This is a genomic window from Neorhodopirellula pilleata, from assembly GCF_007859915.1.
Lineage (GTDB): Bacteria > Planctomycetota > Planctomycetia > Pirellulales > Pirellulaceae > Rhodopirellula > Rhodopirellula pilleata.
Genome location: NZ_SJPM01000001.1, coordinates 1,210,572 through 1,233,042, shown reverse-complemented (window position 1 = coordinate 1,233,042; position 22,471 = coordinate 1,210,572). Strand labels below are relative to the sequence as shown.

Below are 22,471 nucleotides of genomic sequence, written 5' to 3'. Positions count from 1 at the left end.
CGGGTTCCCTCTTTACCGCCCAAAATCTTCACGATTTCTTCAAGGGTGCGGAATCCGACTTTGCTCGGCGTTGGCGGGGCCAAGGGCGATTTACCCGATGCCGATTTTGTCAAGGCGGGGTGCGGGGGCAAGACTCCGAATTCTTTTGTCGTTAACATCCTGAAAGACCGAACGACCGGAATCGCTAAGAAAAAAAGTTCCATTTTTTTTTGCCCGACTCCTTCTCAACGGACATTTGGAAGTGAACTGGTACCAAACCGAAGTGCATCTGCCCGCCCGACCGCGCGGGTTTCATCTGATCACCCGCGAAATCACGTCTGCTTTTCCGGAGATCTCCGAACTTGAAATCGGGCTGCTGCATTGTTTCATTCAGCACACGAGCGCGTCACTGACCATCAACGAGAACGCCGATCCGGATGTGCGAGTCGACTTCGAAACGGCAATGAATCACGCCGTTCCCGAAGATCTCCCCTACGTCCACACGCTCGAAGGTCCTGACGACATGCCGGCGCACGTAAAAGCCTCCATGATGGGGGCGTCGGTAACCATTCCGGTTCGGGATGGTCGGCTGGCGCTGGGGACTTGGCAGGGGATTTATTTGTGCGAGCACCGCGACCAGGCTGCCTCGCGAACCGTGGTTTTAACCCTGCAGGGTCGACCTAGCGAGCCATTGATTTAGAGCCTATTCGAGCGGCACCTACGCTAAGAACGTGTTTTAAAAAGGGGTCTGACCCTTTGGAGGCGAATCGATTTCATTGGGTTTTTGGCCTCGCCGGAGAGGGTCAGACCCCTTTTTAAAACACGTTCTAAGGGGCGTGCATCGGACGCCCGGTTTTGCGGGTCGTTATTTTTTGGGTAAGGCGTAGTGGAAATAGCCGATCATCATTTCGTCCCACGTCTGATCGCCCCAGCGGACGGTCGCGGTGGGGTCGGGGTTGCTCAGGTTCGCTTCGCTGTTGTCGAACACCGCGCGACAAAACAGCCGTGCCCCTTGGGGAAGTGGGATCGGTTCGGTGAGCACGTACGCGGTCTGCCAGTTGAAATCGTAGCGTGGCACATCGAGCAGGATTTGGTGATCCTCCGCCGTCCCCGCAGTCAGTTTCGACCAAAACGGCGAAGGGGTTTGCAGTTCATACCGAAACGATTTTCCGCGAACGTGCATGTGTGGCATCATCGCGAGTAATTCCGCTCCGGCAGGAATGCTTGGCGAACGGGCCGTCGACGTGTAATTCGCTTCACCGGGAGGAATGTTTAACCGAACGTTCAAACTGCTATTGGTGTGGATCTCGTGGGTCACTTCGGCCGGGTCGACCTCGACTAACGCAAATTCGCTGAGGTCTTGTTCGTCGACACCTGTTGGCGTGTAGTGAACTTGAAAGATCAGTTCGCTATTAGCCGGGATTCGTTTGGCGTAACCGGGCGCGAAGGACTCCACGCGATAACCGGGAACGTATCCATCGAGATAGCCGCGTTCGGCGTGCAAGCGTTCGTTGGATCCTTTCGGGCGGGCGAACACCAAGATGTGGTGGACGACGCTGCGATTGCCGGGACGCAATTGCATGGCCGAAACCCACACGTCACGATCAAACTCGGGGTCGACCCGGTAATACTGATACTTCACCTCGCCGGAGGCCGGAATGTCGACGGGGGATTCGGTGATCTTGAAGACGTGGTCAGGTCGCCGAGGTAGTTGCCAGACCTTTCCCTCGTCGTCACGCACCAATCCGTCTTCACGGGTGATGTCGCCGGAGGATTCCGATCGTTGAGATGGATTGCCGCGCGCGGTTCCCGTTTCTGCCCATTGGCGTAGCGTATCGAGTTCGGTGTCAGTCAGTCTTCGTTCGTTGCGAAAAGTAACGCTTGATTGTTCGCCCGCGTGCCAAGGCGGCATCCGGCGATCGGATGTCGTCTCGACGATCATGTCCGCCCATCCGGCCACTTCGTCGTAGTCCTGTAAAGCGAACGGACCGATCTCGCCCTCACGGTGACACTCGACGCAGTGACGATCGAGAATCGGCGCGACGTGTTCGTGGAAGGTTACTTCGGTTTGCTCGCTCGTCGATTCTTTGCGTCGACCGATGATGCAGCCGACCGCCTCGGTTTTCGGAGTTGAAACGGTTTGACCGCTGAGAAGTTCGTCGATCGCGATTTGCAAGTCGTTGCGCCGGGGAGAGTCAAGGATCGTTCCGATTCCGTATTGATCGTCGATCCGCCCACGATATCTCAGCAACCGGTCGGCGTCGAAGACGAAAACCTCGGGGGTGCGCTCGGCGCCGATCGCGTCAGCGAACCGGTTTGCCAAGTCTTTTCCAATCGGGAACTGAAGTTCAGAACGTTTGGCGAACGCCGCGATCTCTTCGAGGGAATCCTGGCGATTGCTCATCACGGCTAAAAAACGAACGCCTTTGGATTCGTATTTTTGATGCAATCGATTGAGCGTCCGCGCGTATAACTTGGCCAGCGGGCATTCGGTTCCCAAGAAAGCGACCACGACCAGTGACGGATCGCCGGACGATTCCATCAGGATTTCATCCGTGATCGTTTCGCCATGAACGTTCGTCAACGACCACGACGGCAACGTCGCAGACGATTCCGACACCGTGTCGGCAGCGGAAACGGATGAAATGGCTATCGCGACCACTACACAGGTTTGAAAAAATCGGAAAAGGGCGGGACACGACATCAGAAATCGACTCCGGGTGGCTTGAATGACGGCGAAGGATTAGAACCCCGCAGTGTGTTCATGGTATCGCGTCTTGCTGGTTTCGCGTCAAACTTGGCTCGTCAGTTTTCTGTTTTCCGATCGTTCCGAGTCTCTCCTCTCTTCACCACGCTTCATGCTCGAAAAAATTGATTTGCCGGCCGGTCTGGATGAACGTCCGCTTCCTAAGGCGGTTCGTGGGATGATCCACGACCTGCATTTACGGATTGAAGCGTTTCAGGATCGTTGGGACGTTCCTCAAATCGAGCAATTCGTCGCCGCTGACTATGAGTTGGTTTTCCAGACACTCGCTTGGATCCGCCAATCGCAGGTGCAAACGGGCAACCGGTTCCTCGAGTGGGGGTGTGGTTTCGCGGCGGTGACCGTGATGGCCGACGCCTTGGGCTGGAACGCGATCGGGATCGAATCGGAGGTCACGTTGATCGAGCATGGCCGGAAAACGGTTCAGGACTGGACCGGGCCGATGCGTGATGGCTTGCGACAAAACGTCGCCGCTGAGACCGTCGGGGACGCATCGCCGCCGGAACTCATTGTGGGGAATTTCCTTCCCGCCGGTGCCGAAGCATTGGCGGACGATCCGACGCTACCAAGCCTCGGTCATCCGGTCGCGTCGGCGTACGATGAACTCGGGTTGGACCTGGATGATTTTGCGGTGGTATACAGTTATCCTTGGCCGGGCGAAGATGAGTTTCACGAAACCGTTTTTGCGAAATTCGCCGCCCCGGGTTCCATATTGGTGCAGTTTGCCGGCCCGCACGACATGCGGGCGTGGCGACGGTTGGCGAGTCGTCGTTTCGCTTGAAATTGGGGGTTGTAAATGGCTCGCCGAAGCGGTTAATCCCTCGTAACGTTTCCCTTTCCTTACCGCCGGCTCAACTTTCATGCTCCGCTTTGGTGCCGTTTCCTATCTCAACACCAAACCGCTCGTCGAGACGCTGCCGCAGCACCTCGGCCGGTGGGGCAGCTTGCGTTTGGATCTGCCCTCGAGGCTGGCTCGCGATTTGGCGGCTGGCGAATTGGATGTGGCATTGATTCCGAGCATCGAATACTTCCGCAATCAATCCGACTACGAGATTGTTTCAACCGCCGCAATCGCCTGTCGCGGGCCGGTGTGGAGCGTTCGGTTGCTCAGCCGCGTGCCGATGCGTCAGGTCCGCACGTTGGCGCTCGACGAAGGCAGCCGTACATCGGCGGCGATGGCTCAAGTGTTGCTCCATGAGATGCACGGACTGACCCCACGAACGGTGCCGTTTCCGATCGGTTCGCAGGCCGATGAAATTGAAGCGGACGCGTTGCTGATGATCGGGGATCGCGCGATGCATCCGGCCCGAGGCACTTATCGTGAAATTTGGGACTTGGGCGATCGATGGTGCCGTTGGACGGAGCTACCATTCGTGTTCGCGATGTGGGTCGCCCGTCGTGATCGCATCATCGAACCCGGTTTAGCCCGCCGGATCGAACAGGCCCTCGACGCCAGCCGAGACGAAGGCATCGACCGTTTCGAATCGATCGCCGTCCGCGAAGCGGCCGGACAAGGTTTGACGAACGAAGACCTGCACCGCTACTTTGCTGAAAACTTGCACTTTCACCTCGGCCCCGGCGAACGTTCGGGGCTGGAAACGTTTCGCCGGAAGGCCGCCTCGATCGGGTTGATTTCCGGATCGAACCCCGTGCCGACCAAGACCATTTCACCCGCTTCTTGAATCCGCTTTTCAATCCCGTTTGATCTTCATGAATGATTCCCGCATCCGTTCGATTTTGGATCGCACCCTTGCCGGCGAGCGACTCGGTGACGACGACGCGTTAACGTTGCTCAAGAGCAATCAGCTCGCCGCGATCGGCTCGGCCGCCGATCAGGTTTCGCGACGCATGCACCCGGAGACCTACCGAACGTACAACATCGATCGGAACATCAACTACACCAACGTGTGCACCGCGGTCTGTAACTTTTGTGCGTTCTATCGTGGTCCCAAGAGTGACGAAGGGTACGTGTTGCCTCGGCACGTGTTGCTCAAGAAAGTGGAAGAGACCGTCGAGCTTGGCGGCAACCAAATTTTGCTGCAGGGTGGTTTGCATCCCAAGTACAAACTCGATTGGTATGAGGAGATGCTCGGCGACATCAAGTCGCATTTTCCCGAGATCAACATCCACGGGTTCTCGCCTCCGGAATTGCATCACTTCACCAAGGTCAACAAGCTGACGATCGAGGAAGTGTTATCACGACTCAAGGCGGCCGGGTTGGGCAGTGTCCCCGGCGGTGGTGCGGAGATTCTGAACGACCGGGTGCGGGCGGAGATTACCCGCGGCAAAGTCATGACGGACGACTGGCTCGGGGTGATGCGGGCTTGGCATCGACTCGGCGGCGTCTCGTCGGCGACGATGATGTTCGGTCACGTCGAAACTCTGGCCGAGCGGGTCGAGCATCTGCGGCGGCTTCGCGAAGTCCAGGATGAAACGGGCGGCTTCACGGCTTTCATTTGCTGGACGTTTCAGCCCGAAAATACGGAAATGAGCGAAGTCCCCAAAACGGGTTCGTTCGAGTACCTGAAAATGCTCGCCGTTTCTCGCTTGTATCTTGATAACATCCCCAACCTGCAGAGCAGTTGGGTCACCCAGGGGCTCAAGATCGGCCAGATGGCATTGATGTTCGGTGCCAACGACATGGGCAGCTTGATGATCGAAGAAAACGTCGTCGCCGAAGCCGGCACGGTGCATTTTCTATCGCTCCAACAGATCCGCGACGCGATCGCCGAGCATGGGTTTGAACCACGACAACGCGATGTTTTCTACCACTTGGTCGACGAGCAACTCGAACAAAAGGCGATCCGTGCCAACGCGGACGCTTGCGCCCGAGAATTGGTAACCTTGGCGGTCTGACGAAGGTCGCTGAAAAGGTTTACACTGCGTCCGAACGAGCGGCGACTCGACCCGCCCGACTCCTCTCACTCCTCCTGCACCGAACCGCATGATCCCTCGCAAGCCCATTTTTCCTGGTGTCATCGAACTCAACTTCCAAGCCGGCGAGGTTCTTGGGTGTAACTTGTATCTGGTTTACGACCAGGACGAATGGGTGCTAATAGATATCGGTTATGAAGAAACCGTGGATGATTTCATCAACATCATTCGCGAATTGGATTTTCCGCTTTCGCAGTGCAAGACGTTGATCGCGACCCACGCCGATGTCGACCACATTCAAGGTCTTGCCAAAGCGAAACAGGCCCTCAAGACATCCGTGACGGCACACCCCAATGCGGTCGAACCGTTGCAGACCGGCGACAAGTTGAAAACGCTTGCCGAAATCGAGGCACAGAACCTCAACCTGGAAATGCCACCGGTCGAAATCGAACATCAAGTCAGTGACGGAGATATCATTCGCGTCGGGAACTTGGAACTCGAGGTGTGGCATACACCGGGGCATACCGATAGCCAACTCGCGTTTCGAATGGGCGACGTATTGTTGTCCGGTGACAATATCTATCGCGATGGTTGCATCGGCGCGATCGACGCTCACCACGGCAGCGACATCAAAGCGTTTATCGGATCGTTGACCCGCATCCGCGATAGTGACGTCAAATGGCTTGCTCCGAGCCACGGCCCCATCTTCGCCAAAGACAACGCGATGTTGGATCGCGTGATCGGTCGTGTCGAAGGCTATCTGCACATGGCCGACTTTGGCACGCTCGCCGACGGATGGCCGTTGATGGATCAATGGGACGACGAAGTCGCTCAGGGTATCCTTCCCGAAGGTCTGCAAACGCCTGCGAGCTGAACGATTGCGTGATTGTTTCGATGGTTTTGTTATTATCGGTGGCGGCGTTTGCGGATGCTTGCTTGCCCACGAGCTAATCACGCGAACCGACGCGAACGTTTGGCTGATCGAAGCGGGCGGTGAACAAGCCGAGAATGCGACCGATCGACAGCGACCGGGCCGCTGGTTGCATTTGCTCGGTTCGTCCGATGACGATTCACACCCGACCGAACCGAGTCGCTCGTTAGCGGGTCGGAAGATGGATTGGCCCCGTGGACGCGGGCTCGGCGGAAGTGGTCGGATCAATGCGATGATTTGGGTACCGCCTCATCGTCACGATTGGCGGATGCTGAGTGAGGCTGGTCTGGAACCGAGTCAACTCGAGCGGTCTTTTGAAGTCGCGATGAATCGGATGGCGACCGAAAGTCCCAGTTACCTCAGTGAACCATCGCGGCTGTTTCTTGCTGCCATGGCGATGCGGTCTGACTTTGGAACGTTCGCCGCTTATCGCCGGATCAATCGGAACTCGCGCCGCTGGACCACCGAACAGTTGTTGGACGATGTGAGGCACAACAATCCCGCTGCCGCCGCTCGGCTGCGAATCATCCGTGGATCGGTTTCGACGTTGCATGTGAGCAACGGACGGATCGAGTCGGTCGTTTGGTCGGATTCGAATTCAACGAACCGTACCAATCTGTCATCGCAAACGAAAATCATCAGTTGTGCCGGATCTCTCGGCACGCCTCGGCTGTTGATGCAGAGCGGAATCGGGAACGCCGATGAACTCAGTCAACTTGGTCTGAAGACGTCCGTCCATTTGCCGGCGGTTGGGCGATCACTGCACGATCATCTGATCATGCCGGTCGTTCATTCGCACGACGGCCAAGCGTTCCCCGGCACGCCGCCGAACATGAGCGATTTGACGCGTTGGCAACACGGCCGAACGGGACCGCTTGCTTCGAATATCGCCGAGTGTGGTGGATTTGATCGGGAGCATGAGTTCCAGTGGCACGTCACGCCGACGGATTACCTGCGTTACCCAAACGCCAAAGCCGAGGCGGCGATAACCCTCGGGGTGAGCCTGACCCGACCACGATCACGAGGCCAACTCCGATTGTTCCGTGACCTCGCATCGTCGTCTGGATTCCGACTCGTTATTGAGGCAGGCTATCTGGACGATCTGAATGACATCGAGCGAATGATCGAGGGGGTGCGAGTGACTCGTAACATGGCCGTGCACCTGAGCGAGTCCGGAATGCGGTTATTTGAAACCGTGCCTGGACGCCGGCGAGAGAGTGATGAACAGCTTGTCGCCGCGATCGCACGTTATGCGCAAACGTTGTATCATCCCGGCGGGACGTGCGCGATCGGCCCGGTCGTCGACGACCGATTCAACGTTCATGGCTTGACCAACTTGTCGATCGTCGACGCTTCCGTTCTACCGCATCCGACGATCGCCAATCCCACTGCGGTCCTAGCAACGCTAGGATGTTTGGCTGCCTCGCAACTGGCTATTTGAGTCGATTGGCGTACCGTGACCGCTCTCAATTCCAAACTTCAACGTGCCATTCAGACGCTTCTGCAAGAGGGTGTTTTGTCGTCGGCGAGTCATCTCGCATCGGTGGATTCGACCAACACGGAGGCGGCTCGGTGGATTCAACAAATCAGCCATTCGCACCCGCCATCGTCTTTGGAAAAGTCCCTGTTGCCGCGTTTAGTTGTCGCCGACGAACAAACCGCCGGACGTGGCCGAATGGGAAGATCGTGGACGGCTCGCCACGATGGATTAGCGTTCTCGCTTGTCTGGCCCGGTTATCACGAACTCACCTCGATTGCCGTTGGTGTGGCGATTGCCGAAACCATCGAGTATCTCGTTGGCCCCACACGGTGCGGTCTGAAATGGCCCAATGATGTTTGGATGTTGGAACAAAAGGTTGCGGGAGTTCTGATCGAACGGGTGGATCAGCCCAAGAGCGAAACGGTGATTGAAAGCAAACCGCTGTTGATCATCGGTATCGGATTGAATATCGGATCAAGCCCGCGGCTCGACGAACTGGCAACCACGTCTTTGGTCGAAGCGACCGGCCGATTGATTTCGCAAGCGGAGGTATTGGCGGAGTTGGTGCCGCGTTTGATCGAGCGATTACAAGAGTTATCGGGCCAGACTAGCGATGTGGTGGCCTCATTTCGATCTCGTTGCGTGTTAACGTCGCGGGGTGTGCGATGTGTGGTTGACGGACAAGTCGTCGAAGGAATTTGCCGAGGAATCGAGGACTCCGGCGAATTGCTGGTTCAAACACCTGCTGGTATGCAGCGATGTCGCAGCGGCGAAGTGACTCAGGTCCGTTTGGCATAGTCGTTGCAACTTGTTGATGGTGTATCAACCAATTACTCGCACACAGGAGTTTGAAAATGGATCAAACCACCCACAGTGCGACCAATGCCAGTTCGAGCGCAACGTTCGCGCCCGATGACAAGTCGCAAGAACATCGCCATCAAGGCACCGAACATGCACGCCGAACTGCGTCGCATGCCGCCGAATCGGTGAAACAGCAAGCATCTGCCACGGAAGAAGAATTGAAACGTCAAGCCACTGAGGTGGCCGACGCGGCTAAACAGAAAGCCTGTGAGGCAGCCGAACAAGCCAAACGTTCCGGAGTGCAGTATGCGCATCAGAAAAAAACGCGAATGGCAGAGGAGATCGGCGTTTTTAGTAACGCAATCCGAAAGGCATCGCACAAGTTGCACGAAGAGCAACACGACTCGATTGCAAGCTATGTGGACGTTGCCGCCGAGCAACTTGATCGCTGTCGACAATCGTTAGAATCCAAGGACGTTAGCGAGCTGATGGACGACGTCCAGGACTTTGCCCGTCGGCGTCCTGAGATTGTCTACGGTGGAATGTTTGTCGCCGGATTAGCTGCGATGCGATTCTTGAAAGCATCCAAGCCGCCACGAAGCAATCATCCTCGCCAAGACCTGTCGCTTGATCGCAATCGTCCTCCGGCCGCATTCGGTCACCATCCCGATACGGTCGTGGAGTCGGCTCAATCGCTCGATACCCCGGCTCCGGCAACCGATCCCGCGATCACGACGGATGTGGTGGCTTCGCTCGACCCGGTCAAGGCTCGTGCGAACAGTGCCCTGCATACCAAGGGAGGAATCCAATCATGAGTACCGGATATCAAACCAACGTTAAAAATCGCGTTGACGAGTACGACGCGCCCGAATCTCGATCGCTGTCGGATCTAATCAAAGAACTTCGCGACGAATCGGTCGCATTGGCTCGCGAAGAAGTCGCGCTGGCGAAAACCGAAATAAGCGAGAAGGCCAGTGCGGTTGGTCGCAACACGGGATTGTTAATCGCCGGAAGCGCGATCGCGCACCTCGGTTTAATCTTCCTGCTGCTGGCCGCCTCGTATGGACTGTACGTTGCCATCGGATTGGCCGGATTGCCGGTTCACGCCTTGTGGATCGCCCCGCTGATCGTCGGCGTCGTTGTGGGAGGCATCGGATTGGCGATGTTTTCCAGCGCGAAACAGGCACTCGCGAATATCTCGCCTGTGCCCCAACGAACCAAAGAATCATTGAAGGAGGACAAGCAATGGCTACAAGCCAAGACCCGCTAGAAACCAATGGACATCACTCGAATAGTCGACACGTCAATCGCATTCCGCCGACCGACGATCTGGAGTATCGCGACAGTAGCGAGATCAAACACCGAATCGATCAAACACGTGGTGCCATGGATGAGACGCTCGATGAACTCAGCGAACGATTGAATCCACGCAATCTGTTCGATGATGTGATCTCAATCTTCCGCAGTCCGCAAACCCGCGACACGGCCAAGCATGCTGGCGCGGCTGCAGGCGATTTCGCCAACAACCTTGGACGGCAAGTGCGAGACAATCCGATCGGTGCGACCCTGGTCGGCGCCGGATTGGCGTGGTTGGCACTGGGCAGCCGTCGAGACGAATACGAGGACGAGTGTGAACCGATCCCACGGGGTCGAGCTTTACAAGACGATTACCTCATCGGCATTGATGATCGTGAACCCGTCGCTGAGTACGATTCGCCGTATTATACCGACGAAGATTTATTGCTCCGAGAACAGGACCGCTTGGCGGATGATCATCCGGGCCTTCTCTTTCCAAGTAGCGATTTTGATGACGAGTCGGAAAGCGTCTTGGATCGGGCCACTCGTTCGGCGAAATCGACCGCTTCATCGACATCCGAAAAGGTTTCCGGTGCAGCTAGTTCTGCGGGCGAAGCGATCAGTGATACCGCGTCGGCGTTCGTCGATGGAGTTAAGTCCGCCGCGTCGTCGGTCGGCGATGCCGTGTCATCCGCCGGATCCAAGACCAGTGGTGCGTCGCGTCGCGCTTATCTGCGAAGCCGTGCAACGGCCCGAGATGCCGCCCGAGGCACGAGACGTTTAAAACAGCGAACGGGCCGGGGAATGTCATCCGCATCCGACCGGACCGAACAGCAAATCTCGGCTTTGTATGATTCGGCCGAACGCCGTGTGCGACGGGCTCATCAGGAATCGCCGCTCGCCTTAGGGCTGGGCATCATGGCATTGGGGGCAATAGCTGGTGCTTTGATCCCACGAACTCGTCCTGAAGATGAATGGATGGGTGAGACGTCCGACGAAACGATCCATCAAGCTCGTCAGCAGGCCGAAGAGACTTACCAACGTGGCCAACATGCCGTCGAAAATACAATCGAAACGGCCAAGCATTCTGCGGAAACTCAAGGCTTGACCGGCGAAAGTTTGGCCGAACGGGCCACACGCGTCGCCGAGAAGGCAGCCGGTTCGATCAACGAGGCTGTCAAAGAAGAAGGCTTGCACCCGAAGCAATTGAAGGACGACGCGAAAGTGGTCGCCCATGACACCAAGGATCAGGCAAAGGTTGAAACGGAGAAATCTCAGACCTAGGCATGCTCGTCTGCGGCTGTCGTCTGCGGCTCTTGATATCAGGAAACCGCAGGCTGTCTATTGAACTGCTACTCTGGCCGGGCGTGGGATCTTGATCCCGCTCTCGGCCTTTTTTGTGGGCGCTTCCACCAAGCGGCGAACGCGATCGCGAGCCAACCGAATGACGATGGTTCGGGTACGGAGGTCGCTGACAATCGCACGTTATCGAAATCCACTTCCAGATCCGCCGCCGGAAACGCGGCATCGATTTGATTCAAATTCACTAACCGTATTTCAAGTGACTGACCGAGCTGGGCATGAGTCGCGCCGGTTTGAAATGAAAACGAACTCAGCGAGAAATCACCTTCGCCGATCAAGCCGCTCAGCGAGTTGTTATCTTGAGCCAACAGCACTCCGCCGGCGAGCAAATCGACGCGATAGCCGGGGAAACCATCCAGGTTAAAGAAATCTCCGTTAAGACCCGTTCCCGATGCGATATTACCGATGTCGACTTGCAGGGTATAGCGAGTGTTCGCCTGGAGGGTTTCAGTGAGCGTTTGCGACATCCCGTACTCGCCGTTTCCGCCACTGCCCTCGAAATTGAACGCGATCCCGACCCGCTGGCCTTCCGGTGCTCCGGCGGTGAAATACGTCGGTGCGGTGGGTCTCAACGTTCCGATGAAGTAAGTATTTCCGGCACCGCCATTGGTGATTCCGTTGGGGTCATACAGGTCCCAACCGTTGAGCGGGCCGAAGGTGAATTCATTGAAGGTCGATTCCCCGCTGATGTCTTCGAATCCGGGGTTGATGACGGTCACCGGAGCTGCCTGAATCGACGAAGTGACGCCACCCAGAACTGCCAACGCGACAGCGAGATTGAAGTAAACTAGGTTCATTCAAAAAGGTTTGATGAAAGTGCGAGAAGAAAGTTTCTATTGATCTCCTCGTCGAAACGACCTTGATCGCGACATTTTTTTGAATTTTTTCAAACGCACTCACATTCGTTCGTAATAGCTGCTGTGAAGACGCCTTCGAATCAACGATCCGAACCGCTCGATTCCACGATCGCTGATTGGCACTCCAGGTTGACCATCACGATGAACAAGGCCGTCGATTCGATTCGATTTGAGAATCGTCAAAAACGCGGATCGACAACTACGACTGGGCAATCGATTCCGGACTGGCAAAAAATCTCAAGCGTGGAACCTACACCCGATATGGTTGCGACTGCGTCGGATTCACTCGAGTGTTTGCTGATGCGACTCGATCTAACCGGTGACACGGATTTGCGAGAGATTGCGATCGCGAGTATCGAAGGCAGTCGGCCCTCCGAGATCGCTGCGGCGCTGGGTTGTACTCAACGCACCGTGCAACGCAAACTCAAAACAATTCAACAGCTTTGGCAAACGGATAGTCTCCCATGAGCGGCGCCGGGTCGACCAAGTTTGGCGGGTTCGATTCATCGACGATGATCTGGATCAATCGCCGATGCGACGAATTCGAGCGACTTTGGCAACAAACCCAACACGCGTCGTTGCGTGACTACCTTCAATCGATCGACGACGAGCCGCCACTCGCATCGGAATCGTTTCGCCGTGAGTTGATTTACTTGGATGTATTTTACCGAACCCGGTTTGGGATCGAGATTCATTCCAAAGCCTATCAAGAACTCATCCCGACCTACGACGATCATCAAATCAGTCAACTCATGGAATCAGCCATCGGCATGGACGTATCGCCGCACGAGTGGCAGGCCGGTCAAAGGGTTGGTGACTACGTGATCGAAGCACTTATCGGACGCGGAGGAATGGGCGAGGTCTATCGAGCCACGCATGAATTGATGGGGCGGCAAGTCGCCATCAAAGTGTTGCGGCAATCCATCCATCACGATCCGCTCGCACGGAAACGGTTCGAACGGGAGGTACACGCGACGGCCGGCCTATCGCACCCGCACATCTTAGCCGCGTTAGATGCGAGGCAAATCAATGGTGTCTTGTGTTTGGTTACCCAGTGGGTCGAAGGTGAAACGCTTTCAACGATCGTTGCCCAAGATGGTCCGATTCCAGTCGAAGAAACCTTGCAAATCGGCATTCAGATCGCGGAGGCGTTGCAATACGCACATCAATCCGGAGTGATCCATCGTGATATCAAGCCGAGCAATTTGTTGTTGGACTTTAAGGGCGACATCAAAGTCCTCGATCTCGGGCTGGCGAAGTTGCGCAGCGAACTGGATGGCGTTTCATCTAGCGAGCCGCTGACCAGCTCTCAACACATGTTGGGGACCGCTGAATTTGTTTCACCAGAACAGGCGCGTTCGCCCGACCAGGTTGATGCGCGCTGCGACATCTATAGTCTTGGTTGCACGTTGTTTTATTTGCTAAGCGGCAAGGCGCCCTATCAAGGCGATACCGGGTTGGACACGGTCTTGCAACATTGCCAAGCGGAAGTTCCGGGACTCGTCGATGTCGTTGGCGTCGAATCGATTCCGATCGCTTTGAGCGATTATGTTCGATCCATGATGGCCAAGGCTCCCGACGAACGGCCTGGAACGATGAGCGAAGTGAAGGAGGCGCTGTCGCAATGGCTCGAACCGTGCGATCAGCCGACGTTGTCTTCTCGCGATCCCGAAAATGTACGAACCCCGAACGATTCCGTACGCAGTCGCCCGTTCCAGTATGCGGGTCTAGCGGTCGCGGTCGTATTGATGTTAGGAGCGGTCAATCACTTCTTTGGTTTTGGAACCGACTTAAAGGCAACCGCCAACGGCTTGCGATTCGACGGACAAGCGAGCTACGCAGAAGTTGAAGGATTCAACATACCGATCAATACCATCGCCATCATCGAGGCTTGGGTAACGCCGCAACCCGGGCCGTCTCCGTCCAACTTGGTGAATTGGTTAGGCGACGAGAGTTTGATCTTATTCCTTTCGAAGGATGACCGATGGGGTGTTGCCGCCATGCATCGGGGGCGACCCATTTTAGAAGTTTCCGCCGAACCGGTACGATTCGGACAACGGCAAATGGTCGCCGCCGTTCGTGACACAGATCAGTTGCAGTTGTGGATCGATGGAGAGCGTGTGCAAACCCGGTCGCTCAACTTTGAACCGTTTCCGAGCCGGCTCGGCTTATACCTTGGCGGGGTTCCCGAAGGCATCCTGCCGATCGAACAGGGGCCTCGGTTCTTTTCAGGCGAGCTGCATGGTTTGCGACTTTCGATGGGGAAAGGATTCATCCCGGCCGCGACGGCCGAGCAACTCACCGACACCGCGGCAACGATCGCATTGTTTCGTTTTGATGAGAATCGCGGACAAAGCACGCGTGATCATACCGAGAATCAGTGGAACGCCCGATTGGTCAATGTCGTGTGGGTGCCCTGAGCGATCAAGGCACGTCCAGGTTGGCGAAACGCGAATGTGAAGATTGCGACAAGGACGCTGGACGGGAACGCGAGAGACTGCACAATTCTCGTTTTTCGATACCCTTGCTGTTCCGTCCCATGGACGCGGCCACTTTGTGAAGGATTGCCCCGATGTCACTGACGATGTTCTTGCAGATTTGCGGGTGGCCGCTCTTGATCGTTCTCGCGGTGCTATCGATCGGGCTAACGTTGATCGCGTTGTATCTCACGTTTTCGGTCAAGCGTGAGAACCTGTTGGTTTCCTTCTTTCCGTTGACGCTGTTACCGATCCTCGTCGGATTGGTTTCGTCGGCAATGGAGCTGGTGTCGGCGGTCGCGATCCCGTTCGATAGTGGGTCCGACTTTGTATTGGAACCCGTTTTCCTGTTGATGATGAACCTGATCCCACTAACGGCAGGTTGTTTGGCGGCGACGTTGCCCGTCGTGATCTTCGTGGTTGGCCGCGCCATGCTCGCTTGGAGATCAAGTGGTGTCCGTTTGATTCCAGAAAAACAGCCGGAGGCTGGACGCGAGATGACCGATGCAGAAGTGCTGCATCGCGACACCGAGGACTACCTCGAACGTTTGGTCCGGCCTCGCTAAGTTCCGTTCGAGCCCCTGGCATCGATGTTTCGATCGACGCGTCAATCGATGTTGAGTGGGATAAAGACGGAGTGTCACCAAAACGGGTTGTTAGGCGGCTGCGGAGTCGTTCTCGTTAGCTTCGTTGAGGCGGTTGTAGAGCGTCTTCAAGCTCACACCGAGTTCCTCGGCAACCGCCTTTTTGTTTCCTGAATGACGCTCCATCGCCCGATCGATGGCGAGTTGCTCGATCTCTTTCAGGGACATCGGTTTGGCGTTGAGTAAATCATCACGCAATCGTCGTCTCGAGAAGTGCGCCGGCAAATGCTCTACCCCGATGGGTAGGGAATCGCACAGGACCGAAGCGTGTTCAATGACGTTGGCGAGCTCGCGAACATTGCCCGGCCATTGGTGCCCCCTGAGTTCGTCGATCGCTTCGGGGGTGAACAGGTGGCCGTCGACGCCGTCGCGACGATGCCGGCGCACCAAATGGTTGGCAAGCGTTTCCAAGTCTTCGATCCGTTCGCGGAACGCGGGCACGCGTAGTTCAAACGTGTTGATGCGGAACATCAGATCTTCTCGGAAAGTCTGTTCGCTGACCATCTTTTCCAAGTCGCGGTGGGTCGCGCATACGATACGAACGTCGATGTGGATGTTTTCGTTATCGCCGAGTCGTCGGATGTCTCCGGTTTCTAACACCCGCAACAATTTGGCTTGGACGGCGAGCGGCAATTCACCGATTTCATCTAAGAACAACGTGCCGCCGTTAGCAACCTCGAACAGCCCAACCCGCGTCATGTCGGCCCCCGTGAAAGCACCCTTGTTGTGGCCGAACAATTCGCTTTCGATCAACGTCTCAGGAAGGGCTCCACAATTGACGGCCACGAATGGCTTGTCCGCTCGCAGGCTGTGTTCATGGATCGCTCGTGCGACCAATTCCTTTCCGCACCCGGTTTCGCCTCGGATGAGGACGGTCGAATCGGTCGGGGCGACGCGACCTATCAACTTGCGAACCGCTTTCATGGAATCATGTTCCCCGATCAAGTCGCCTTTGCCCTCGGCGCGGTTGAGCCGGTGCATCAGGGCGGCCATCAACCGTCGGCCTTCACGGCGTTCGCTGACCCTTCCCAAGATCGTGGCGATGTCGGTCAGCTTGGTCGGTTTGTCCAAGTACAGATAGGTCCCGTGCTTGAACGCTTCCATCGCACTCTTGATGTCGGGATTGGCCGTCATCAAGATCGCTTCGACTTCTGGACGGACCTCGCGTGCTTTCTCGATCAATTGGATGCCGGTCAGTCCCGGCATGTGCAGATCGACCAATAGGCAATCGATCCGTTCGCGTTTGAGAACATCCAACGCGGTCAAACCATCCGGACAGATCGTCACGCGGTATCCCAAACGGGGCAATTCCCGCCGCATGACTTCGCGGATTTGCTCTTCATCGTCGGCGAACAACACATGCATTGCCGCGCCTCGATTGGCAGAGGAGTCGCCGCCGGATTTCGCGGGACCGTTCGACCTGGATTTAGCGGTCGGTTCAACAGTGATGACAGGCGTAGCGTTCATGGTGAGATTGGTCGTAGGTGATTGAATGGCTAAAAGTTTCGCGAAACGACTGTGTGTTAGGCGGCTTGCGGCGTGGAGGCGGCTCGTGATGTTTCTCGCCAAGGTGTCTGGTTCATTTGCCTGAGCGGTTGCTGGGCCGATGGCGGGGCGACCGGTTCGGTCGGCAATCGAAGTTCCATTTCGGTGCCCTTTCCGATTCCTTCGCTGCGAGGAATCAACTGGCCGCCGTGTTGGCACACGATGCGATAAGAGATACTCAGCCCCAATCCGGTGCCCGAGCCGTCGCGTCGACGCGTATAAAACGGTTCGAACAGATGTTGCATGACTTCGTTGCTCATCCCGCATCCGGTGTCACGTACACGTATGCTCGCGAAGTCGCCGTCGTGTTTCAGCTCGACGACGACTCGCCCGTCTTCGTCGACGCTCTCCATCGCGTTGGTCAATAAGTTCAAGACGACCTGACGAATTTCTTGCGAGTTCGCGTAGGCAATCAGTTCTTCAAGGCCGGTGACCGAGACGTCTTGGCATCGATATTTCCCCAACGTTCCGATCAGATCCACGACGTCCTTGACCAGTGGGACCACGTCGATCATTTCGCGTTCGACTTGCCCGACGCGACTGAAACTGAGCATTCGCTCGGTGATCGATTTACAACGATACGCCTCGCCCTCGATCCGTTGCAAACTTTCCTGTAACGACTCCATCATTTCGTCATCCATTAAACGATTCTCCGGCGCAAGCATTTGCAATTCGCTGACGCGAGATTCCAACGCTTCGGCGCTCCAAGCGATCGCGGCCATCGGATTGTTGATCTCGTGAGCGAATCCGGCAGCGAGAAAACCAACGCTGGCGAGTTGTTCGTTGCGGATGACCTCACGGGAACGGATCTTGATTTCCTCGTCTTGTTGTTGAACGAGTTCTTGGATGTGCGCCAAACTGCGGCGGAACCGATCGGTCATTTGATTCAAAATCGCGGCAAGTTCCCCGATTTCGTCGTCGCTTCCCAAGTCGATCGTGTTTTCGTATTGCCCGCAGGCCACCATCCGCGCGCTGCTGACCAGATTGCTAAACGGGCCGATGACCATCATTTGGAAATAGATCACCATCACGAATGTGACGAGACTCGCGACAAGAAACGCGATCCAAGCGCAGGCAATTCCGAATCGATGTTGCGAGCGGACGTGGTCGCTCGACTGAGCCATTTGGCCGTGGATTAGATCGAGGTGCTCATTGCACTGCTCGACGAGATGATCCAGCACCTCGGCGAGTTCGTTGCAACCGGTTTGTTGATAGACCGCTTGAGCCCGCGGGTCCTGCCGCTGTCGATCGAGTTCGTGAATCGTCTGGCCGATCGCGACGAGAGAGTCTTGCTGTTCTTCGGTATCGATCAGCATGGCGGCGAGTTCGTCGGACTGGATCGTTTGCGCATGTCGTGAAACAGGACCATCGCAGATCGAGCAACTCAGCCCGATCGCATCGCCGTAGCGGCTCCAGATCAAATTCAATTCCAGCATGGCTTGGTCGAAATGAAGCCGCTCGAGCTGTTGATCTGAAGTCGCCAGGACCGAAGAATCGATCATCCCTTCGCGGGATTTCATCTGGCAGATGCTGGCGTTGCTGTCTCGGGCTCTGGCCGCCCACTGACTCAGGTCGGTGGCCAAAGGCAGTTCCGTCGCCCGGGTGCTGATAGCGTCGGCGAGGGCCTGGTAGCGATAAAACCCGGCCAATCCGACGAGGGTAAGGGTGATGATCGTGGCAACCAACATCACGATTCCGAACAGCAATTTGCCGCGGATTGTATATCGCTGCAGCAGTCCGGTTACCGGCGTGCCCCGGCGTGAAATGGCCGAATCGGATGCCTTGGATCGATGCGGGCCAAGAGAATTGTCAGCGATCCCCCCGTTCGGAGGTGCTGTGGTCCCGGCTTGGGCGAGGCGCAAGGGATTGCCCGGTTTTGAATCACCAGTGGGACCGCCCTCAGTGAAAGCCTCGCTCGGGGAACGACGGAAACGACCCTTAAGTCGACTCGAGATTCTCAACTTGCGCATCTGACGGCCTCCCTGGCCCTTGATCGCGTGAAACATCCGTGTAACTCCCTCGAGCCTATCCGCGATCCTAGAATCAGACAAGGTCGGAATTGGGAAAACCCAGTGCCGACCCAAAGCTTCGCTGGTTGCGTACTCGAGCCGGTCGCATCCCGGCATGTTCATTTATCCCGTTCGTCAGTTTTTGTGAGCCGATGGCGCTAGCGGCGTGTTGATTTAATCGTAACCCGAAGCGTCAGCGAGGGATTGAACGCCATTAAAACCTTTGTAGGTATCCCTCGCTCACGCTTCGGGTTACGATGCAAACTAAATCAACAGCCCGCTAGCCACGGGTTCCGAATGGTGGCTTATTTGCCGTAAAGCCCGCGGCTAGCGCCGTCGGCTCACTAGATCAACCCGCCGATCCGCGTCGGCGAGGGACTTTGCCGGGTCTGCGGCGCGAAACCTCCTCTACTCGGCAAACGAATCGATGCTGAAAATCCAGTCACTGACGAAGTTTTTTACCGCCGAGAACGAAACCGTTCACGCGGTCGATCGGTTGTCGCTGGAGGTGGCGCCGGGCGAAGTTTACGGGTTGCTCGGTCCTAACGGAGCGGGAAAAACGACCACATTGCGAATGGTGCTCGGTTTGGTGGTGCCGGACGAGGGAATTGCCGAGGTTGCGGGAATTCAGACCTCGGTCGACCCGTTCGCGGCCAAGGCCAAACTGGGGTTCGTTTCGGCCAGTGACGGGGTTTATCCGTGGCTGAGCGTTCGTGAAATGCTGCTTTACTTCGCGGATCTGTACGGGGTCCCGCCTGAGACCGCCGAGACCCGCCTAGCCGAACTCGCCGGCGTCATGGACATCCATGGTTTACTGGATCGCCGGGCCGGTTCGCTCTCGACCGGGCAACGGCAACGCGTCACACTCGTTCGCGGTTTGATCCATGATCCCCCCGTGATGCTGCTCGACGAACCGACTCGGGGTCTCGACGTTGTCGGCGTTCAAACCATCTTTCGTTACATCGGGCATCTGCGAGAAACCGGCAAGGCGGTTGTGGTTTGTACTCACCGTCTCGACGAGGCCGAGCGGTTGTGCGATCGTTTCGGGTTGCTGCACCGCGGTCGATTACGACATCACGGAACGCTTTCACAATTGCGACAAAGTACCGGACGGGAACACTTGGTTGAAATGTTTGACGACTTGATGAATCCCACCCTCACCGAGACGCCCGCGTGAATCTTTCCTGGTCTCGGCTGGCCCGTCTGAGTCGAAAAGAGCTTCGCGAAACGCTGCGAGATCGACGAACCATCCTGACCTTAGTCATGATGCCGATCTTGGTTTATCCGCTGCTGAGCATGGCGTTGAATCGATTCTTGCTGTCCTCCGGTGGTCCCGGCGAGTCCGGGTTCGTCGTCGGCGTCGACACGGTCGCCGAAAGCGAGTGGCTGCAATCGCTGCTCAATGATCCTCGCAGCCAACCACCCGAAGCGATTTTGGAGGCCAGTGGCGGAAACCTTGCCGAATTCAAAGTCGTCGTGACCGAGGAGGTCAAGGCGACCGATGCGTTATTAGCCAATCAATTGGACGTCGCAGCGGAATTGGTGATCGAAGATGGCGAGCCGACTTCGATCACCGTTACCGCGTTTGTAGGTGATCAAGCGAGTCAATCGGCCAGACGGATCCTTGTCGAACGTTTGCAATGGCTCAAACTCAAAGACGCCGTCGACATCTTGCAACGTGTCCTGCCGGAGTTTTCGAGTTTCGAAGTCCGAACGGAAGAAGTCGGCGAAAAGCCGAGCGGGAACGTGCTCAGTTCGATCATCCCGTTGGTGCTCGTCCTGATGACGATCACCGGGGCCGTCTATCCCGCGATCGACTTGACGGCAGGCGAACGCGAACGAGGTACGATGGAAGCCTTGATGGCATCGCCGGTGCCAAGGTGGTGGCTGTTGCTGGCCAAGTACATCGCCGTTGTGACCGTCGCGATGATGACCGCAATCGCGAACTTGGGCGCGATGTTCATCACGCTCTCGTTAACCGGACTGATGCCGCTGCTATCGGGCGACGGAGCCGGATTGGGACTGCCGCAGATCATTCAAATTTTGTTGCTGCTGGTGCTCTTCAGTGCCTTCTTTGCCGCCGTGTTGTTGTCGTTGACCAGCTTTGCTCGATCCTTCAAAGAAGCCCAAGCGTATTTGATCCCGGTGATGTTGTTGTCGTTGGCTCCGGCGATGTTGTCGTTGATGCCCGGCATCGATTTATCTGGTCCGCTCGCGGTCGCGCCGTTGATCAACATCGTGTTGTTGGCGCGTGAAATCCTATCCGGAACCGTGCCGGTTTTAGGTGCCACGATCGCGATCACGACGACCGTGCTGTATGCGATCGCGGCGCTGGCCGTCGCAGCCAAGTTGTTCGGCAACGACGCGGTGACGCGGACCAGCGACCAATCGATCGGATCGCTGTTTCAACGTCCGGCCAAAGCGACCTTGACCCCGACCATCGGCGAAGCCGGCATGGTGATCGCGCTTCTGTTGCCGATCTCGTTCATCGTTTCCAACGCGTTGATGCAATGGCTCCGCACCCGAGGGCCCGAAGTCAGCGTCGCTTGGCAATTAGGGCTCAATGCGATCGGCTTGATCCTCGCCTTTGGGCTGATTCCGTTGGTGGCGACGTTTCTGGGACGTCACCGCTACCGGGCGACCTATCGGATGCACCGCACGTCGATCGGGTTCTTCATCGGCGGAGGTGCGATGGCGCTGGGCGGTTGGGCGTTCGCACATGAGGCATTGGTGCTTGCCGATCAATGGGGCATCGCGTTGCTCAACGAAGACCAGATCGAACGCACCAAAGGCGTCCTTGAAAAATGGAAGACGATCTCGCCGGTCATTCTTTTGGCAACGATGGCTCTGACGCCTGCGGTGATCGAAGAGTTGTGTTTTCGTGGTTATCTGTTTTCCGCTTTTTCAAAAGCCCTGCGGCCTTGGCAAACGATCGCGTTGACGTCCGTTTTGTTTGGGTTATTTCACGTTTTTGTCGGCAGCACCTTGCTGGTCGAACGATTCTTGCCGACGACTTTCTTGGGATTCCTGCTGGGGTGGTTGGCGTATCGTAGCGGCAGTGTGTTGCCGGGGATGCTGATGCACTTCCTGCACAACGGACTTTTGGAACTCGTCGCCCGCTACCACGAGAAGCTCGACTTTTTGGGTGCCGACATGGAAGCCAGTCGCCACCTTCCGCCGACTTGGCTAGCGACCGCCGGCGGATGTTTGTTTGTCGGAATAGCGATCGTCTACGTGTCGAAGCGAGTAGCGAGTAGCGAGTAGCGAGTAGCGAGTAGCGAGTAGCGAGTAGCGAGTAGCGAGTAGCGAGTAGCGAGTAGCGAGTAGCGAGGTGCGAGGTGCGAGGTGCGAGGTGCGAGGTGCGAGGTGCGAGGTGCGAGGTGCGAGGTGCGAGGTGCGAGGTGCGAGCATCTTCCTGTTGCATGCTTGGCATTCGTTAGATTTCATCCGTA

Annotated in this window: 19 protein-coding genes; 15 read left to right on the top strand and 4 right to left on the bottom strand. The window is 56.6% G+C overall.

The window, feature by feature from the left end; genetic code table 11:
• Positions 1 to 241 precede the first annotated feature (241 nt).
• Positions 242 to 679 (top strand): secondary thiamine-phosphate synthase enzyme YjbQ, encoded by a 438-nt coding sequence (locus tag Pla100_RS03945; RefSeq protein WP_146576299.1) that lies wholly within the window; start codon positions 242 to 244, stop codon positions 677 to 679.
• Positions 680 to 844: 165 nt separating this feature from the next.
• On the opposite strand, the gene Pla100_RS03940 is transcribed toward Pla100_RS03945, so the two are convergent.
• Positions 845 to 2,683 (bottom strand): redoxin domain-containing protein, encoded by a 1,839-nt coding sequence (locus Pla100_RS03940; protein WP_146576298.1) that lies wholly within the window; start codon positions 2,681 to 2,683, stop codon positions 845 to 847.
• Positions 2,684 to 2,837: 154 nt separating this feature from the next.
• On the opposite strand from Pla100_RS03940, the gene Pla100_RS03935 reads away from it, so the two are divergent.
• The 9 genes from Pla100_RS03935 to Pla100_RS03895 all read left to right on the top strand — a co-directional run bounded on the left by Pla100_RS03935 (position 2,838) and on the right by Pla100_RS03895 (position 11,409).
• Positions 2,838 to 3,524, top strand: a complete 687-nt coding sequence (locus tag Pla100_RS03935; RefSeq protein ID WP_146576297.1) for a class I SAM-dependent methyltransferase — start codon at positions 2,838 to 2,840, stop codon at positions 3,522 to 3,524.
• Between the two features lie 79 nt (positions 3,525 to 3,603).
• Positions 3,604 to 4,425: a menaquinone biosynthetic enzyme MqnA/MqnD family protein gene (locus Pla100_RS03930; RefSeq protein ID WP_146576296.1), complete on the top strand. Its 822-nt coding sequence runs from the start codon at positions 3,604 to 3,606 to the stop codon at positions 4,423 to 4,425.
• 28 nt (positions 4,426 to 4,453) lie between these two features.
• Positions 4,454 to 5,599: a cyclic dehypoxanthinyl futalosine synthase gene (gene mqnC, locus Pla100_RS03925; RefSeq protein ID WP_146576295.1), complete on the top strand. Its 1,146-nt coding sequence runs from the start codon at positions 4,454 to 4,456 to the stop codon at positions 5,597 to 5,599.
• A gap of 88 nt (positions 5,600 to 5,687) precedes the next feature.
• On the top strand, positions 5,688 to 6,491 hold the full coding sequence (locus tag Pla100_RS03920; protein WP_146576294.1) for an MBL fold metallo-hydrolase: 804 nt from the start codon (positions 5,688 to 5,690) through the stop codon (positions 6,489 to 6,491).
• A gap of 4 nt (positions 6,492 to 6,495) precedes the next feature.
• Positions 6,496 to 7,989: a GMC family oxidoreductase gene (locus tag Pla100_RS03915; RefSeq protein WP_146576293.1), complete on the top strand. Its 1,494-nt coding sequence runs from the start codon at positions 6,496 to 6,498 to the stop codon at positions 7,987 to 7,989.
• 15 nt (positions 7,990 to 8,004) lie between these two features.
• Positions 8,005 to 8,826 carry a biotin--[acetyl-CoA-carboxylase] ligase gene (locus Pla100_RS03910; RefSeq protein WP_231602663.1) on the top strand — a complete coding sequence of 274 codons (822 nt, stop codon included), beginning with the start codon at positions 8,005 to 8,007 and terminating at the stop codon, positions 8,824 to 8,826.
• A gap of 56 nt (positions 8,827 to 8,882) precedes the next feature.
• On the top strand, positions 8,883 to 9,644 hold the full coding sequence (locus Pla100_RS03905; protein WP_146576292.1) for a hypothetical protein: 762 nt from the start codon (positions 8,883 to 8,885) through the stop codon (positions 9,642 to 9,644).
• A complete protein-coding gene (locus Pla100_RS03900; RefSeq protein WP_146576291.1) occupies positions 9,641 to 10,099 on the top strand; it encodes a phage holin family protein in 459 nt (152 codons plus the stop codon). The genes Pla100_RS03905 and Pla100_RS03900 overlap by 4 nt, the downstream gene beginning before the upstream one ends.
• A complete protein-coding gene (locus tag Pla100_RS03895) occupies positions 10,075 to 11,409 on the top strand; it encodes a DUF3618 domain-containing protein (protein WP_146576290.1) in 1,335 nt (444 codons plus the stop codon). The genes Pla100_RS03900 and Pla100_RS03895 overlap by 25 nt, the downstream gene beginning before the upstream one ends.
• 68 nt (positions 11,410 to 11,477) lie before the next feature.
• Here the strand turns inward: Pla100_RS03895 and Pla100_RS03890 are convergent, their stop codons facing one another.
• Positions 11,478 to 12,284, bottom strand: coding sequence for a hypothetical protein (locus Pla100_RS03890; protein WP_146576289.1), 807 nt, complete (start codon positions 12,282 to 12,284; stop codon positions 11,478 to 11,480).
• A gap of 123 nt (positions 12,285 to 12,407) precedes the next feature.
• Here Pla100_RS03890 and Pla100_RS03885 point away from each other — a divergent pair, with 123 nt between their 5' ends.
• From Pla100_RS03885 to Pla100_RS03875, 3 genes are all read left to right on the top strand, one after another.
• On the top strand, positions 12,408 to 12,812 hold the full coding sequence (locus tag Pla100_RS03885) for an ECF-type sigma factor (RefSeq protein ID WP_197167675.1): 405 nt from the start codon (positions 12,408 to 12,410) through the stop codon (positions 12,810 to 12,812).
• Complete coding sequence (locus tag Pla100_RS03880) at positions 12,809 to 14,764, top strand: serine/threonine protein kinase (RefSeq protein WP_146576287.1); 1,956 nt, start codon at positions 12,809 to 12,811, stop codon at positions 14,762 to 14,764. Before Pla100_RS03885 ends, Pla100_RS03880 begins: the two co-directional genes overlap by 4 nt.
• A gap of 152 nt (positions 14,765 to 14,916) precedes the next feature.
• Positions 14,917 to 15,387 (top strand): hypothetical protein, encoded by a 471-nt coding sequence (locus Pla100_RS03875; RefSeq protein ID WP_146576286.1) that lies wholly within the window; start codon positions 14,917 to 14,919, stop codon positions 15,385 to 15,387.
• Positions 15,388 to 15,477: 90 nt separating this feature from the next.
• On the opposite strand, the gene Pla100_RS03870 is transcribed toward Pla100_RS03875, so the two are convergent.
• Together Pla100_RS03870 and Pla100_RS03865 are read right to left on the bottom strand one after the other, a co-directional pair.
• Positions 15,478 to 16,830, bottom strand: coding sequence for a sigma-54-dependent transcriptional regulator (locus tag Pla100_RS03870; RefSeq protein ID WP_146576631.1), 1,353 nt, complete (start codon positions 16,828 to 16,830; stop codon positions 15,478 to 15,480).
• 158 nt (positions 16,831 to 16,988) lie between these two features.
• Complete coding sequence (locus Pla100_RS03865; RefSeq protein WP_231602661.1) at positions 16,989 to 19,016, bottom strand: sensor histidine kinase; 2,028 nt, start codon at positions 19,014 to 19,016, stop codon at positions 16,989 to 16,991.
• 430 nt (positions 19,017 to 19,446) lie between these two features.
• Between Pla100_RS03865 and Pla100_RS03860 the strand changes: the two genes are divergently transcribed.
• Together Pla100_RS03860 and Pla100_RS03855 are read left to right on the top strand one after the other, a co-directional pair.
• Positions 19,447 to 20,196, top strand: coding sequence for an ATP-binding cassette domain-containing protein (locus tag Pla100_RS03860; RefSeq protein WP_146576285.1), 750 nt, complete (start codon positions 19,447 to 19,449; stop codon positions 20,194 to 20,196).
• Positions 20,193 to 22,283, top strand: a complete 2,091-nt coding sequence (locus tag Pla100_RS03855; protein ID WP_146576284.1) for an ABC transporter permease subunit/CPBP intramembrane protease — start codon at positions 20,193 to 20,195, stop codon at positions 22,281 to 22,283. The genes Pla100_RS03860 and Pla100_RS03855 overlap by 4 nt, the downstream gene beginning before the upstream one ends.
• Positions 22,284 to 22,471: the final 188 nt, after the last annotated feature.

Bases quoted from the DNA above. Each gene is read 5' to 3' on its own strand.
- Pla100_RS03875 (WP_146576286.1), top strand. From the start codon at position 14,917: ATGTCACTGACGATGTTCTTGCAGATTTGCGGGTGGCCGCTCTTGATC.
- Pla100_RS03935 (WP_146576297.1), top strand. From the start codon at position 2,838: ATGCTCGAAAAAATTGATTTGCCGGCCGGTCTGGATGAACGTCCGCTT.
- Pla100_RS03940 (WP_146576298.1), bottom strand. From the start codon at position 2,683: ATGTCGTGTCCCGCCCTTTTCCGATTTTTTCAAACCTGTGTAGTGGTC.
- Pla100_RS03870 (WP_146576631.1), bottom strand. From the start codon at position 16,830: ATGCATGTGTTGTTCGCCGACGATGAAGAGCAAATCCGCGAAGTCATG.
- Pla100_RS03890 (WP_146576289.1), bottom strand. From the start codon at position 12,284: ATGAACCTAGTTTACTTCAATCTCGCTGTCGCGTTGGCAGTTCTGGGT.
- Pla100_RS03865 (WP_231602661.1), bottom strand. From the start codon at position 19,016: ATGTTTCACGCGATCAAGGGCCAGGGAGGCCGTCAGATGCGCAAGTTG.
- Pla100_RS03930 (WP_146576296.1), top strand. From the start codon at position 3,604: ATGCTCCGCTTTGGTGCCGTTTCCTATCTCAACACCAAACCGCTCGTC.
- Pla100_RS03880 (WP_146576287.1), top strand. From the start codon at position 12,809: ATGAGCGGCGCCGGGTCGACCAAGTTTGGCGGGTTCGATTCATCGACG.
- Pla100_RS03920 (WP_146576294.1), top strand. From the start codon at position 5,688: ATGATCCCTCGCAAGCCCATTTTTCCTGGTGTCATCGAACTCAACTTC.
- Pla100_RS03860 (WP_146576285.1), top strand. From the start codon at position 19,447: ATGCTGAAAATCCAGTCACTGACGAAGTTTTTTACCGCCGAGAACGAA.
- Pla100_RS03900 (WP_146576291.1), top strand. From the start codon at position 9,641: ATGAGTACCGGATATCAAACCAACGTTAAAAATCGCGTTGACGAGTAC.
- mqnC (WP_146576295.1), top strand. From the start codon at position 4,454: ATGAATGATTCCCGCATCCGTTCGATTTTGGATCGCACCCTTGCCGGC.
- Pla100_RS03895 (WP_146576290.1), top strand. From the start codon at position 10,075: ATGGCTACAAGCCAAGACCCGCTAGAAACCAATGGACATCACTCGAAT.
- Pla100_RS03905 (WP_146576292.1), top strand. From the start codon at position 8,883: ATGGATCAAACCACCCACAGTGCGACCAATGCCAGTTCGAGCGCAACG.